General features: G+C 74.4%; 11 protein-coding genes and 1 pseudogene. 2 read left to right on the top strand and 10 right to left on the bottom strand.

Features of this window, described 5'->3' with window-relative positions:
• Positions 1-68: 68 nt before the first annotated feature.
• On the top strand, positions 69-998 hold the full coding sequence (locus ACZ6B1_RS19275) for an ABC transporter ATP-binding protein (protein ID WP_468779850.1): 930 nt from the start codon (positions 69-71) through the stop codon (positions 996-998).
• Positions 995-2,596 carry an ABC transporter permease gene (locus tag ACZ6B1_RS19270; protein ID WP_468779848.1) on the top strand — a complete coding sequence of 534 codons (1,602 nt, stop codon included), beginning with the start codon at positions 995-997 and terminating at the stop codon, positions 2,594-2,596. Before ACZ6B1_RS19275 ends, ACZ6B1_RS19270 begins: the two co-directional genes overlap by 4 nt.
• Before the next feature lie 21 nt (positions 2,597-2,617).
• Here the strand turns inward: ACZ6B1_RS19270 and ACZ6B1_RS19265 are convergent, their stop codons facing one another.
• From ACZ6B1_RS19265 to ACZ6B1_RS19220, 10 genes and pseudogenes are all read right to left on the bottom strand, one after another.
• On the bottom strand, positions 2,618-3,838 hold the full coding sequence (locus tag ACZ6B1_RS19265) for a cytochrome P450 (protein ID WP_468779846.1): 1,221 nt from the start codon (positions 3,836-3,838) through the stop codon (positions 2,618-2,620).
• A 19-nt stretch (positions 3,839-3,857) separates the two neighbouring features.
• The gene (locus tag ACZ6B1_RS19260) at positions 3,858-4,523 is read right to left on the bottom strand and encodes a response regulator (protein ID WP_468779844.1); all 666 of its coding nucleotides are present in this window, start codon (positions 4,521-4,523) and stop codon (positions 3,858-3,860) included.
• Positions 4,520-5,860 carry a sensor histidine kinase gene (locus ACZ6B1_RS19255; RefSeq protein ID WP_468779842.1) on the bottom strand — a complete coding sequence of 447 codons (1,341 nt, stop codon included), beginning with the start codon at positions 5,858-5,860 and terminating at the stop codon, positions 4,520-4,522. The genes ACZ6B1_RS19260 and ACZ6B1_RS19255 overlap by 4 nt, the downstream gene beginning before the upstream one ends.
• Before the next feature lie 91 nt (positions 5,861-5,951).
• Positions 5,952-6,632 carry a response regulator gene (locus tag ACZ6B1_RS19250; protein ID WP_468779840.1) on the bottom strand — a complete coding sequence of 227 codons (681 nt, stop codon included), beginning with the start codon at positions 6,630-6,632 and terminating at the stop codon, positions 5,952-5,954.
• On the bottom strand, positions 6,629-8,023 hold the full coding sequence (locus ACZ6B1_RS19245) for a sensor histidine kinase (protein WP_468779839.1): 1,395 nt from the start codon (positions 8,021-8,023) through the stop codon (positions 6,629-6,631). Before ACZ6B1_RS19245 ends, ACZ6B1_RS19250 begins: the two co-directional genes overlap by 4 nt.
• A gap of 214 nt (positions 8,024-8,237) precedes the next feature.
• Positions 8,238-9,485 (bottom strand): annotated as a pseudogene (locus tag ACZ6B1_RS19240) (acyltransferase family protein); the annotation flags it as partial.
• Positions 9,486-9,510: 25 nt separating this feature from the next.
• Positions 9,511-10,521, bottom strand: a complete 1,011-nt coding sequence (locus ACZ6B1_RS19235; RefSeq protein ID WP_468779837.1) for an alpha/beta hydrolase — start codon at positions 10,519-10,521, stop codon at positions 9,511-9,513.
• A gap of 137 nt (positions 10,522-10,658) precedes the next feature.
• Positions 10,659-11,558: an alpha/beta hydrolase gene (locus tag ACZ6B1_RS19230; RefSeq protein WP_468779836.1), complete on the bottom strand. Its 900-nt coding sequence runs from the start codon at positions 11,556-11,558 to the stop codon at positions 10,659-10,661.
• A gap of 164 nt (positions 11,559-11,722) precedes the next feature.
• Complete coding sequence (gene kynU, locus ACZ6B1_RS19225; RefSeq protein WP_468779834.1) at positions 11,723-12,919, bottom strand: kynureninase; 1,197 nt, start codon at positions 12,917-12,919, stop codon at positions 11,723-11,725.
• Positions 12,912-13,760 (bottom strand): tryptophan 2,3-dioxygenase family protein, encoded by an 849-nt coding sequence (locus ACZ6B1_RS19220; protein WP_468779832.1) that lies wholly within the window; start codon positions 13,758-13,760, stop codon positions 12,912-12,914. Before ACZ6B1_RS19220 ends, kynU begins: the two co-directional genes overlap by 8 nt.
• Between the last annotated feature and the right edge of the window lie 134 nt (positions 13,761-13,894).

Below are 13,894 nucleotides of genomic sequence, written 5' to 3'. Positions count from 1 at the left end.
ACACCCAATCGCAGTTTATACGGTTCCTTAACTTCACAAATTTGTGAAAGAAGCGTACGTTGCGAAACATGACGAAGGCAATCACGGTCTCCGGCCTCCACAAGTCCTTCGGCCGTACGCACGCGCTGGACGGCCTGGACCTGGACGTCGAGACCGGCGAGGTCCACGGATTCCTCGGCCCGAACGGCTCGGGGAAGTCCACCACCATCCGCGTCCTGCTCGGCCTGCTGCGCGCCGACGCGGGCGCCACGCGGGTGCTGGGCCGCGACCCCTGGGCGGACGCGGTGGAGGTGCACCGCCGTATCGCCTACGTCCCCGGCGACGTGACCCTGTGGCGCAACCTGTCCGGCGGCGAGGTCATCGACCTCTACGGCCGGCTGCGCGGCGGCCTGGACCCGCGGCGGCGCGCCGAGCTGACCGAGCGGTTCGAGCTGGACCCGACGAAGAAGGGCCGCACCTACTCCAAGGGCAACCGGCAGAAGGTCGCCCTGGTCGCGGCGTTCGCCTCGGACGTGGACCTGCTGATCCTGGACGAGCCGACCTCGGGCCTGGACCCGCTGATGGAGGAGGTCTTCCAGCGGTGCGTGGCGGAGGAACGGGACCGGGGCCGGACCGTCCTGCTCTCCTCGCACATCCTCAGCGAGGTGGAGGAGCTGTGCGACCGGGTGAGCATCATCCGGGGCGGCCGCACCGTGGAGAGCGGTTCGCTCGCCGACCTGCGTCACCTCACCCGCACCAGCGTCAGCGCCGAACTCGCCGGCCCGCCGAACGGGCTGGCGGACCTCCCCGGCGTCCACGACCTCGACGTCCAGGGCCGACGGGTGCGGCTCCAGGTCGACACCGACAAGCTGGACGGGGTGCTGCGGCAGCTCGGCGAGTCGGGCGTACGGTCGCTGACCTCGACGCCGCCCACGCTGGAGGAGCTGTTCCTGCGGCACTACCAGGAGGAACCGGCCGGACCGGCCGAGCCCGCAGAGCGGAACGAGGTGGCGCGATGACCACGCTCGCGGTTCGGACCTCCGTCCGGTCCCGCCAACTGGCGGGCACGGGAACCCTGTTGCGCTTCGCGCTGCGCCGGGACCGGGTGACGACCCCGGTCTGGGTCGCGGTGAACGCCCTCATGGTCCTCTCCATGCCGGGCACCCTGCGGAGCCTGTACGGCACCACCGCCGAACGCACCGGCCTGGTGGACCAGGTGGAGAGCAACGCCTCGTTCCGGGCGCTGATCGGCCCGGTCTACGACACCTCGGTCGGCGCGCTGACCGCCTGGCGGGTGGGCGTGTACGCCGCCGCGCTCGCGGCCGCGATGAGCCTGCTGATCGTCGTACGGCACACCCGGGACGAGGAGGAGAGCGGCCGGCAGGAGCTGGTGGCGTCCGGGGCGGTGGGCCGCCGCGCCTCCCTCACGGCGGCGCTGCTGGCGGCGGCCGTCGCCGACGCGGCCCTGGCGCTGCTGGTCACGGCGGGTCTGGCCGGCCAGGGCGCCGGCGGCGCCCTGGCCTTCGGTCTCGGACTCGCCGGCGTCGGCATGGTCTTCGCCACGATGGCGGCGATCGTCGCCCAGCTCACGGAGAGCGCACGCCTCGCCCGGGGTCTGACGGCGGCCGTCCTCGGGGCCGCGTTCGTGCTGCGCGCGGCGGGCGACTCGGCGACGGACGACGGCTCCTCGCCGCTGACGTGGCTGTCGCCGCTGGGCTGGCTGGAGAACCTGCGGTCCTTCGCGGACGAACGCTGGTGGGTACTCGCCCTGTTCATGGCGGCGATCGCCGCGCAGGCGGTGGTGGCGCACGCGCTCGCCGGACGCCGGGACATCGGCATGAGCTTCCTGACCACCCGGCCGGGCCCGGCCGCCGGCCGCCTCGGCACGGCGGGCGCGCTGGCCTGGCGGCTGCAGCGGGGCGGTGTGCTCGGCTGGTCGATCGGCTTCCTCCTCGCCGGGGTCGTCTACGGCGGTCTCACCGACGGCGCCGCCGACCTGGTCCGCGACAACGAAGGCGCCCGGCGGATCTTCGAGCGGATGGGCGGGCAGAGCGGCCTGACCGACGCGTTCCTGGCGTCGATGACCGGAATGCTCGGCCTGATCGCGGCCCTCCACGTGGTGGCCTCGGTGCTGCGCCTGCACGGCGAGGAGACCTCGGGCCGGGCGGAACCGGTGCTGGCGTGCGCGGTGGGACGGCTGCGCTGGGCCGCGAGCCATCTGACGATCGCCTTCGGCGGCTCGGCCCTGATCATGGCCCTGGCAGGCCTGGGCTTCGCCGTCGGCTACGGCAAGGAGGTCGTCCCGGTCCTGGGCGCCTGCCTGGTGCAGCTCCCGGCGGTGTGGGTGATCGGCGGAGCGGCGGTGCTGCTGTACGGCGCGGCCCCCCGGCTCGCACCGGCCGCCTGGGGTGTCGCGGTGGCGGTCCTGCTGATCGGCTGGGTCGGCCCCGCCCTGGACGCGCCGCGGATCGTGCTGGACCTCTCCCCCTTCGGCCACCTGCCGAAGCTGCCGGGCGCGGCGATGGAGTGGGGGCCGGTCCTCGTCCTCACCGGCCTGGCGGTGGCGCTGGTCGCGGCGGGGCTGGCGGCCCTGCGGCGGCGGGACCTGGCGGGCTGAGCGCTCCGGCCGGCCGGGTGATCAGCGGGCCTCCACGCTCAGCCCCTCCAGCCCCCTGATCACGAAGTTCGGCTTGCGCCGGGGCTCGGCCGCCAGGGCGAGGGTCGGGGCCTGTTCCAGCAGGGCCGTCATCGAGGCGGCCAGCTCGATACGGGCCAGTGGGGCGCCGATGCAGTAGTGGATGCCCGCGCTGAAGGAGATGTGCGGGTTGTCCCGGCGGGTGAGGTCGAGGCGGGCGGGGTCGGCGAAGACGGCCGGGTCGTGGTTGGCGGAGCCGAAGAGCATGGCGATCTCCGAGCCCCTGGGGATCGTCGTCCCGGCGATCTCGATGTCGTCCAGCACCCAGCGTTCGAAGAGCTGGAGCGGGGTGTCGTAGCGCATCAGCTCCTCGACCGCGGACGGGATCAGGGAGTGGTCGGCGCGCAGGGCCGCCAGTTGGCCGGGGTTGCGGAACAGGGCCCACCAGCCGTTCACCGTGGCGTTGACCGTGGCCTCGTGGCCGGCGTTGAGCAGCAGCACCGCCGTGGAGATCATCTCCTGCTCGGTCAGCCGGTCGCCCGCGTCGTGCGCCGCTATAAGACCCGAGATCAGGTCCTCGCCGGGCCGCTCGCGCCTGGCCGCGATCAGCTCCGCGAGGTACGCGGAGAACTCCGCCGAGGCCCGGACCGCGCTCGCCGCCGTCTCCTCGGACGGGTTCAGCTCGTACATCCCGCAGATGGCCGCCGACCAGGGCCGCAAGAGCGCCCGGTCCGCCTCCGGGACGCCCAGCATCTCGGCGATCACCGCCACCGGCAGCGGTTCCGCGACGTCCGTCAGCAGATCGCCGCCGCCCGCCTCGACCAGGTTCGCCACCAGGTCGTTCGCCAGGCCGTGCACATACGGCCTCAGCCGCTCCACCGTGCGCGGGGTGAACGCCTTCGACACCAGGCGCCTGATCCGGGTGTGGTCCGGCGGTTCCAGGTCGAGCATGCCGTGGTCGTTGAGGACGTGGAACGGCTCGTGCTCCGGCGGGGGCGCGGTCCGGCCGAACTCCTCGTGGGTGAAGCGGTGCTGGTAGGTGCGGCCCAGGCGGCGGTCGCGCAGCAGCGCCGAGACGTCCGCGTGGTGCGGGACGAGCCACTGGTCGGTCGGCTCGTACCGGATCACCCGGCCACGCGCCCGCAGCCCGGCGTAGGCCGGATACGGGTCGGCGACGAACCCGGGGTCCCAGGGGTCGAAAGCGAGGTCCGCGGCAGTGGCCATGGAGGGACGCTAGCCCGGCTCAGCCCGGTGTGACCAGCCTCGCCTCGTACGCGAACACCGCCGCCTGGGTGCGGTCCCGCAGGCCCAGCTTCACCAGGATCCGGCTCACATGGGTCTTGATCGTCGACTCGGCCACCACCAGCCGTCCGGCGATCTCCGCGTTCGACAGGCCCTGCGCGATCAGGACCAGCACCTCGGTCTCCCGCTCCGTCAGCTCCCCGTACGCCGCCTGCGCCGACGGCATCAGGCGCGGGGAGTCAGCGAGCCGGGAGAACTCGTTGATCAGCCGCCGGGTCACCGAGGGGGCGAGCAGGGCCTCGCCGGAGGCCACCACCCGGACACCGTCGGCCAGTTGGCGGGCGGATGCGTCCTTCAGCAGGAACCCGGAGGCCCCCGCGCGCAGCGCCTGGTACACGTACTCGTCCAGGTCGAACGTGGTCAGCACCAGCACCTTCGCCGCCCCGTCGGCGGCGACGATCTCCCGGGTGGCCTCGATGCCGTTCAGCTCGGGCATGCGGATGTCCATCAGCACCACGTCCGGGGCGAGTTCACGCACCCGCTCGACCGCCTCCCGGCCGTTGACGGCCTCGCCGACGACCTCGATGTCCGGCATCGCGTTCAGCAGGACAGAGAAGCCCTCGCGCACCATCATCTGGTCGTCCGCGATCAGTACGCGGATCGTCATGCCTCACCCTCGATCGCGATGTCCGCCGGCACCGGCAGGAACACCGTCACCTCGTACCCCCCGCCGGCCGCCGGGCCCGCCGTCATCTCGCCGTTCAGCATGGTGACACGCTCCCGCATGCCGGTGATGCCGTGCCCGGCCCCGGGAGACGGCTTGACCAGGTCGGGAGCGGGAGGCGGGCCGTTGACCACGCGCAGGCCCAGGCCGCCGAGCACGTACCCGATCTCCACCCGGGCGGCCGCGCCCGGCGCGTGCCGCAGGGAGTTGCTGAGCGCCTCCTGCACGATCCGGTACGCCGACAGCTCCACGCCCTGCGGCAGTTCGCGCACCGCGCCGGTCACCGCCTTCTCCACGTCGAGACCGGTCTCCCGCACATTGGCCAGCAGCCGGTCCAGGTCGGCGAGGGTGGGCTGCGGGCCGTCCGGCGCCTCGTAGTCCTCCGCGCGGACCACCCCGAGGACCCGGCGCAGCTCGGTCAGCGCCGCCACCGCGTTCTCCCGGATGGTGGCGAACGCCTTCTCCAGCTCCTCCGGCGGGTTCTCCACCCGGTACGGCGCGGCCTCGGCCTGGATGGCGACCACCGACATGTGGTGCGCGACCACGTCGTGCAGTTCGCGGGCGATGGTCGTGCGCTCCTCCAGCAGGGTGCGCCGGGAGCGCTCCGCCGCGGTCACCGTCTGCTGGGCGGTCACCTCGCGCTGGGCCTGCCGGCGGATGTGCCGGACGGTGACGGCCAGCAGGGACAGCGCCGACAGGAGCAGCATCGGGGCCACGTCCGTGTCGTAGCGGTCCCAGCCGAGGAGGGTGTCGGTCACGAAGCCGTAGACCGCGGTGAGCACCCACATCCAGGCCGCCGTGCGCGGACGGGTGCGTATCGCCACCACCGTGAGCACCACCAGATGTGAGACGAAGCTGCCCGGGCCCCACGGCCAGTCCATGCCGGTCGCCCCGCCGACGACGGAGACGACCGTGGTCGCGGCGAGCGAGAACCAGAACGCGCCCACCGGGCGCACCAGGGTCAGCAGCACCGGTCCGAGCGCCAGCAGCGCGCACAGCAGCGACGGCAGACCGGAGCCGCTCGTGCTCGCCAGCGCGACCAGCATCGCCAGCGCGCCGAGGCCGACGACGACGGCGTGCGGTGTCCAGCCCGTGTACCGCGTCGTACGGCCGGAGCGGCCGACGGACCGTGTCCGGGGCAGCGGGCGGTAGGCGAAGGCGTCGTCGAACAGGTCCTGCCGCAGGCCGCGCAGGGCGTCCACGGCGAGCCGCCACTCGGGGCTGCGCGGCCGCTCGGCTCCGCCCGCCGGGGTCGTCTGCGTGTGCGTCGTCTCGGTCACGTGGGCAACGGTAGGCCGAGCCGGCGCCGCGGTCGTCACCTCGGAGACGGGTCCTCGGCCGTCCCCCTGAAGTACTACGGCGCGCCGTGCGTCAGTATCCCGACGGCCGCACCAGGCCCGACTCGTAGGCGAAGACGGCCGCCTGGGTGCGGTCGCGCAGCCCCAGTTTCACCAGGATCCGGCCCACGTGCGTCTTCACCGTCTGCTCGGCCACCACCAGCCGCCCGGCGATCTCCGCGTTCGACAGGCCCTGCGCGATCAGCGTCAGCACCTCCGTCTCCCGTTCGGTCAGGTCGCCGACCCGCCGCATGAGCGGGGGCCGGGGGGTGCCGTCCAGCCGGGAGAACTCGGCGATCAGCCGGCGGGTGATGCCCGGTGCGAGCAGCGCGTCCCCGGCGGCCACCACCCGGACCGCCTCGGCGAGCTGGTCGGCCGAGGCGTCCTTCAGCAGGAACCCGGAGGCCCCCGCGCGCAGCGCCTGGTACACGTACTCGTCGAGGTCGAAGGTGGTCAGCACCAGGACCCTGATGTCCGGGTGGTCGGTGGTGATGCGGCGGGTCGCCTCGATGCCGCCCAGCTCGGGCATCCGGATGTCCATCAGCACCACGTCGGGGACCAGTTCGCGGACCTTGGCGATCGCGTCCAGGCCGTGCACCGCCTGTCCGACCACCTGGATGCCGGGCTTGGTGTCGAGCAGCACGGTGAAGCCCTGCCGGACCATCTGCTGGTCGTCGGCTATGAGTACGCGGATGGTGCCGGCGCCGCTCGTCATGGCGTCTGGTCTCCTGTCGTGGACGGGTGGGGCGGGTCGGGCGGATCGAGCGCGTCGGACGGGGAGGCGGGCGGGACGCCGTCCCGGGGGAGGAAGGCCGCGACCGCGAAGCCGCCGTCCGGGGCCGCGGCGGCGGTGACGTGGCCGCCGAGCATCGCCGCGCGCTCCCGCATCCCGAGCAGCCCGTGCCCGGCGCCCGGGGAGGGCGGTACGGGGCGGCGCGGGCGGGAGTTGGTCACCGCCAGCCGCAGTCCGTCCGGGCCGTGCGCGACCTCGACGCGCACCTTCGAACCCGGCGCGTGCCGCAGGGCGTTGCTCAGCGCCTCCTGCACGATCCGGTACGCCGACAGCTCCACCCCCGGGGCGCAGGGCCTCACCACACCGCCGACCTCGGCGGTCACGTCCAGTCCGGCCGCCCGGGTGTTCTCGATCAGCGCGTCGAGCCGGTCGAGCGTGGGCTGGGGGGCGTCCGGTGCCGTACCGGTGCCGGGGTCGCCCAGGCCGTAGGGGTCCTCGGGGTTCTCCGACCGCAGCACTCCGAGCACCCGGCGCAGCTCGGTGAGCGCCTCCAGCGCGTTCTGCCGGATGCCCGCGAGGTTCTCGACCAGCTCCGGCGACGGATGCTCGACGAGATGCGGGGCCACCTGTGCCTGGATGGAGATGACCGACATGTGGTGCGCGACCACGTCGTGCAGTTCCCGCGCGATACGGCTGCGCTCCTCCAGCAGGGTGCGGCGGGCCCGCTCCTCGGTGGTGAGGGTGGTCTGCTGGACGAGTTCGGCGCGGGCCACCCGGCGGCCGCGCAGGGCGGCGCCGAGCACCACGACGACCGTGGACAGGATGACGGCGACGACCCCGGTGGGCTGGTACTGCGGGCCGCCCCACACGCCCTGCAGGAGCCAGGTGACCAGCGCGGTCAGGGCCAGTGCCTCGGCCGAGACCCGGGTGCGCACGCGCAGCGCGAGCAGCAGCAGGACGAGCAGGTGAGCGATGATGCCGGCCGCGGTCCAGGGCCAGGTGAACGTCACGTCGGCCACCATGGCCAGTCTGCCGTGCAGCGCCGCGGCGCCCACCACGGTCCCCGCCATCGACAGCCACCAGCCCGCGACGGGCCGCCACAGCGCGAGCACGATCGCACCACCCTGCGCGAGGGCGATCACGAAGGCCGCTCCGGGCTCCAGGTGCCCGTCGTCCCCGAGCTGTGCCGTACCGCCGAGGGTGACCCCGAACGCGGCCAGGCACAGCAGGCCGTGCGGCAGCCAACGCAGCCACACGGACACGGGCAGCGGATCCGGCCGGAAGTTCCACAGGTCGTCGTGCAGCACCCGCATCGGCCGCCGCCACCGGCCCGCGGGCAGCACAGGTCCCCGGCGGCCCCCCGTCTCCGTCACGCGGTCCACCCTAGGGCCTGTCGTCGGGTTGGCGTCGTCCGCCCGGAGGGCGGGCCCTGCGGCGTCTGGTGCGTGCTCTCGGCGTACCGGGCGGAAGCCCTCGTACTGGACGTACTCGGGCTTTCGCCCGGTGCGGCGAGAGTGCGTGCCGGGCGTCGCGGGGCAGACGGGAATCCGGCGACAGGTCCTGGGGCCTGTCCGGGGAGCGCCGGATCCGGGTCGCAGCGGCGGTGGCCCGGTCCGCGGCTCGGTGCACATGGACCACCCGGGACCGGCCGGAGGCGCCGCCGCTCATGGGACGGCGGTGGCGGGTGCCCTGCTCGCAGGAGCGGAACACCGCCCAGTACAGGGCTAGTACGGCGGTGAACACCGGGAGCCAGAGGAGCCGGGCGGCCACCCAGTCCAGGCCGTCCGGGCGGGTGTGCAGGCCGGGGAGGCGTCCCGCCAGGAAGGCGGTGGCCGTGGTGGTCATCAGGGCCGTCTGGTGCCACAGGAAGACGGTCATCGCGGACAGGTTGACCAGGGCCACGGCCGCCCAGGCGAGCGGGCGGCCCATCGCCCGGCGCAGCCGGTCACGCAGCAGGAGGGCCAGCCCGCACTGGGCCAGACCGAAGGTCACCGCCGCCAGCGTCGGCGGGTCCAGGTTGGAGACGGGGGCGCCCGGCACCCCGACCATGGACGCGGGGTAGCCCGCGCATGTCACCAGCAGGGCCGTGGCCGCCGTACCGCCGACGAGCAGGACCCAGGCCGCGCGGCGGGTCTCCAGCTCACCACGGGTCCAGGCCGCGCCCAGGGTGTACGGCACCAGCCAGCCGGCCGCCACGTTCACCCAGCCCAGCCAGGACGGACCGGCGTGCAGGCCGAAGCGGAGGATGTCCACGTGCAGGACGACCGCCAGCGGCCAGAGCGGGCTGAGCCGGACGAGCAGCGGGGTGGCCGCCGTGAGGGTGGCGAAGACCAGCAGGAACCACAGCGGGGACAGGGCCAGTTTGAGGAGCGTGTGCAGCGTCCCGAAGGGGGTGCCGGACAGCAGCAGGGCTGCGGCCGCCACCGTCCACAGGGCGAGGAGCGCGACCACCGGCCGGAGCAGACGGGTCAGGCGGGCGCGCAGCCACGCCCCGTACGACAGCCCCCGGGCCCGCGCCGAGGCGAGTCCGCGCGTCGCGACATGGCCGCCGACCAGGAAGAACACCGCGAGGGTCTGGAAGACCCAGGAGACCGGGGCCAGCCACGGCAGATGCCCCAACGGGCTCGCCGTGCGCAGCGCGCCGTCCTGCGGGACCAGGGCGGTGACCAGCCAGTGGCCGAGGACGACACCGAGGATCGCGAGGGCGCGCAGCGCGTCGACCGCGCGGTCCCGGGAGGCGGGGGTGGCGGCGTCCACTCGGTGGGCGCCCACACGTATCGCGTGCGGCAGGCGCGGCGTGCCTCGGGGCCGCGTCGTCGCGGGCTGGGCGGGAATCGGGCGACGGGGACGGGGAGCCGGCTCAGGCACGGGTCACCTCCGAGGTCTCGCCGAGGGTGATCCGGGCCAGGTTGGCGAGGGCGGCCGAGCCCGGGGTGAAGTAGCCGCTGTGGCCGGCGCCGGCGGCGTCGAAGACCCGGGCGCCGAAGGCCCGGGAGACCGGGTCGGTGCCGAAGCCGACGGCGGTGACCAGCAGGCCGGCCCGTACGTGCGGCACGTGGGCCACCCAGTCGCCGCTGCCGCGCGCCGCCCACACCCGGGCGTGGGTGTGCAGCCCGGCGACGGTTCGGGCGCCCGTGCCGGGGCTGCCGACGAGGACGATGTCGCCGACGTCCAGACCGCGCGCGGCCCGGCCGCAGACGACGGAGCCGTAGGAGTGGCAGAGCAGGGAGACACGGGCGCGGGCGGGGGCGAGGGTGCGCAGCAGCCCGGTGAGGGCGCGGAGCCGGGGCGCCGCCTCGTCGGCCCTGGCCGTGGTGGTCACCGTGGTGCTGACCGTGCCGGGGGTGCGGTAGCCGAGCCAGGCGACCACGGCGACGCGGGTGCCGGCGGGGGCGCGGTGCGTGAGGTCGTCGTACAGGGCGGCCGCCGCCCGGTGGAAGCGGGCGTAGGTGTCGATCGAGGTGTCGGAGCCGGGTACCAGGACGGCGATGCGGTCGGCCCGGCGCAGCTCGCCGAGGACCTCGGTGGCCTGGCCGGGACCCCGGCCGTCGAAGGCGAGGAGGTCGCGGGTGGCGAGGGCCCGGTCGGCGGCGGCCCGGCGCACGTCGCCGTGGGCCGCGGCCATGGCGGCGGCCTCGGCGGCGTTGGCGCGGTTCGCCGCGTAGACCGACCGCAACGTGGCCGCGGTGGGCGGGGCGTGTCCGGCCGGGGGCGGCGCGGGGATCGTGGCGTGCGCGGCGGCGGTCAGAGCGAGGACCGTGGCGGCGGTGAGCAGCGCCTGGCGCCGGATCCGGAACCGCCCCGGTCGCCGCCCGCCCCGGCGGGGCGGCGGCGGGTGCGGACCGGTGGCGGGTGGCGACGCTTGCCCCATGGTGGCTTCCCTTCGCAGAGCCCGGCCATCGGGCTTGTCGAGAAGGGAAGTTAGGAGTCGGGGGGCGTCGCCGGCGTCCCGCCAGGGAGCTGTCCCGCGGGGTAGCTCTCAGGTACTACGGGTATGACCGGGACGGCTCACCAGGCGAGTTGGGCGATCTCCTCGGCCACCACCGCACAGGCGTCCGTCGCCGGGTCGATCAGCGGGAAGTGCCCGACGTCCGCCAGCAGGGTCAGGCCCACCATCTCGCCCGCCTTCTCCGCTGCGTCCGCGTACGACTCGGCCACCGGTTGCGGCACCACCAGGTCGGCACCGCCCTGGACCAGCGTCGTGGCGATGCCGTTCGGGAGGAGCAGCACGGGGTCGGCGTACGGCCGGCGCTCGGCGAAGTGGTCGTGTCCGCCGAGGAGTTGCAGGGAGGCGTTGCCGCAGACGTCCAGCTTCTCCGCCATGTCGAGGTCGGCGATCGGGGCGAGGGCCACCACGCCGCGCAGCGGGGCGGGGCCGTCGGTGCGCCAGGGGGCGTCGGCGGGCAGGACGTGCCGGGCCGCGGCCCACAGGGCGAGGTGGCCGCCCGCCGAGTGCCCGGTGAGGACGGTGCGGCGCGGGTCGGCCTGCGGGAGCGCCTCGCGGACCAGGCCGGGCAGGGCGTCCAGGGCGGCGGCCACGTCGTCGAAGGTGTCGGGCCAGCGGCCGGCCGGCGGGGTCGCGGCTCCGGGCCCGGCGCCCTGGCTCTGCGCCGGGATCAGGGGCTCGCCGCCGCGCCGGTACTCGACGTTGGCCACGGCGAATCCGGCCCGGGCCAGGTGATCCGCGAACGGAGTGACATGACGGCGGTCGTAGCGTGCGCGCCAGGCTCCGCCGTGCAGGACGACGACCAGGGGGGCGCCGGGGGCGCCGGTCCGCGGGGCGTAGAAGTCGATCACCTGGTCGGGGTGGTCGCCGTAGGCGGCGGTCACGTCGGGGTCGACCTCGGGGTGCGAGAAGGCCGATTCCTCTTCGGCGGCGGCGCGGGCTGCTGCGGCGTCGTCCGGCATGCTCCAACCTCTCAGCGGCGGGATGGGATCGGCGGACCTGCTGGGTACGAGTCGGTACGCATCGTCGGCCGTTGGCCGGGACGGTATCAGGCGGGTGACGTGGGCGGACACGGGGTCGCCGGGCGGCGGCGGGGAGGCTCTGGGCACCCCCGCCGCCGTTCCTGTCACCCGGTCAGCAGCTCCCCCAGCACCCGGGCCGCGCGTTCCGTGTCCGCGAAGCCCACGTACAGCGGGGTGAAGCCGAAGCGGAGGACGTCGGGGTGGCGGAAGTCGCCCACCACGCCGCGTTCGATCAGCCGCCGCATCACCTCTCCGGCGTCCGGGCAGCGCAGGGCGATCTGGCTGCCCCGCTCCGCGTGCGCACCGGGGGTCACGCACTCGACCCGGCCGGGCTCGGTGTAGGCGGCGACGCACTCCAGGAAGAAGTCCGTCAGCGCCAGGGACTTGGCGCGGACCGCGTCGACGCGGACCCCGTCCCACACCTCCAGGGCGGCCTCCAGGGCCAGCATGGAGAGGATGTCCGGGGTGCCGACCCGCCCGCGCGCCGCGCCCGGCGCCGGGGCGAAGGCCGAGCTCATGGCGAAGGGCTCGGCATGGGAGGTCCAGCCGGGCAGGGGCGAGTCGAAGCGGTCCTGCAGCTCCCGGCGCACATACAGGTACGCGGGCGAACCGGGGCCGCCGTTCAGGTACTTGTAGGTGCAGCCGACCGCCAGGTCGACCCCGTGCTCGTCCAGGCCCACCGGCAGCGCGCCCGCGCTGTGGCACAGGTCCCAGACCGCGAGGGCGCCGGACGCGTGGATCGCGGCGGTGAGACCGGGCAGGTCGTGCAGCCGGCCGGAGCGGTAGTCGACGTGGTTGAGCAGTACCGCCGCCGTGCGGTCGCTCAGCGCCGCGGGCAGCTCCGCCGGGGTCACCGGGCGCAGGGTGCGGCCGGTCATCCGGGCCGCCGACCCGGCGATGTAGCCGTCCGTGGGGAACGTCGTCGCGTCGACGAGGAGCTCGTCGCGGCCGGCGTCCGCCATCCGGAGCGCCGCCACGACCGCCTTGAAGACGTTGACACTGGTGGAGTCGCCCACCACGATCTGGCCCGGTGCCGCGCCGACGAGCGGGGCGATCCGGTCACCGATCCGCTCCGGTGCCGTCCACCAGCCGCCGTCCTCCCAGGAGCGGATGCGCCGTTCACCCCACTGCCTGCGGACCACGTCCGCCACCCGGTCCGGGACGTTCACGGGCAGGGCGCCCAGGGAGTTGCCGTCCAGGTAGACCACGTCGTCGAGGACGAAGCGCTCGCGCAGCGGGGCCAGTTCGTCCGCCGCGTCCAGTTCCTTGGCGCGCAGCGCGAGTTCGGGACGCTCAGACATGGGACCTCGCCGTCCACAGCTCCGGGAAGACGTTCTTGCGGGCACGCTTCTCCAGCCAGGCCACGCCCGCGGAGCCGCCCGTGCCGGTCTTCGAGCCCATCGCGCGGCGGGTGGCGACCAGGTGGTCGTTGCGCCAGCGCCAGACCAGTTCGGCCACGTCGGACAGGGCCTCGCCGAGACGCACGAGTTCGCCGTCCTGGTCGCCGGAGTAGACCGCGGCCCAGGCGGACTCGACGGCGTCCGAGTGCTCGTGGCGCTGGGAGACGTCCCGGTTCAGGACCGAGGCGGGGATCGCGTGGCCGCGGCGGGCGAGGAGCCGCAGGACCTCGTCGTACAGGCTCGGCTCGTGCAGGGCCTTCTCCAGCTCCGCGTACGCACGGGGGGCCCCGCGGTGCGGGACCAGCATCGACGCGGACTTCTCGCCGAGCAGGAACTCCAGCCGGCGGTACATCGCCGACTGGAATCCGGAGCCCTCGCCGAGGGCGCCGCGGTACGAGTTGAACTGCGCCGGGGTGAGCTGGCCGAGCGGCTTCCAGGAGGCGTTCAGCGCCTCCAGCTCGCGCACGGAACGCTTCAGCGCGGCGATCGCGGTCGGCACGTCGTCCTGGCGGAGGGCCTTCGCGGCGGTCTCCCACTCGTGCACGACGACCGTGAACCACAGCTCCATGACCTGGGTCGTCACCAGGAAGACCATCTCTCCGGGGTCGTCGGAGAGGGTGTGCTGGAGGTGGGTGAGCACGTCCGCCCGGACGTAGTCCTCGTAGGGCGTCGTACCCGCGAAGTCGAGATGCGGGGTCTCGGGCTCAGCGGCCTCGTGAGGGGGGCGAGCCTGTTGCGACATCGCTGTCTCCTGTTGTTGCTCCGGGTGGCGGTCCGCCCCTGCCGATGCCGGCACGGGGGCCCCGGTCCCCACCCCGCATCCTCCGCAATCACTCCGGTCACGGCAAGGCCCGCCTGCTGCCAGACGGGCCACAC

The organism is Streptomyces sp. NPDC041129 (assembly GCF_055592265.1).
This window is presented reverse-complemented; position numbering and strand designations above follow the sequence as displayed.